The following is a 406-nucleotide window of genomic DNA, read 5'->3' as shown; positions in this document are numbered from 1 at the left end:
AACCATGAAAAGTTGGATGCTCGAAGGTAATGATGTCGTGCTTGCAATTGGTGGACCCGATGGTCATTCAGAAGCAGTTCGCAAAGCAGCGGCGTGGCACTGGTCGCTTTCTAAACTAACACTTCCTCATCCATTGGTGCGTGTCATGAAAAAAAATATTTACTTCACATAAATTTCATTTCGGGTTGATTAAACTTCTTTATATAAAATCCAATGATTAGAAAATTAGGATACCTCTATGTTGAATCGTGTTAGGCAGTGGATAGACAGTTGGTCCCGTCCGATTCAGGTACAAATGATAATATTGTTGATGAAACCAAGTCATTTAGAACTGATCTGAAATATGAATTTGCACCAAATTGGAAATTTCATTGGGCATTGAGTCATCGTGAATCTTTTCAAGATT

The 406-nt window shown here is 37.9% G+C and carries 1 protein-coding gene; it reads left to right on the top strand.

What is annotated here, in order from left to right:
- Nucleotides 1-4: 4 nt before the first annotated feature.
- A complete protein-coding gene (locus FLQ44_RS24900; protein ID WP_369126607.1) occupies nucleotides 5-172 on the top strand; it encodes a 23S rRNA (pseudouridine(1915)-N(3))-methyltransferase RlmH in 168 nt (55 codons plus the stop codon).
- Nucleotides 173-406 lie beyond the last annotated feature (234 nt).

The sequence above is a fragment of the Vogesella mureinivorans genome, assembly GCF_007644035.1.
GTDB lineage: Bacteria > Pseudomonadota > Gammaproteobacteria > Burkholderiales > Chromobacteriaceae > Vogesella > Vogesella mureinivorans.
The sequence above is the reverse complement of the archived record's forward strand: the minus strand, read 5'-3'. Positions and strand labels throughout refer to the sequence as shown.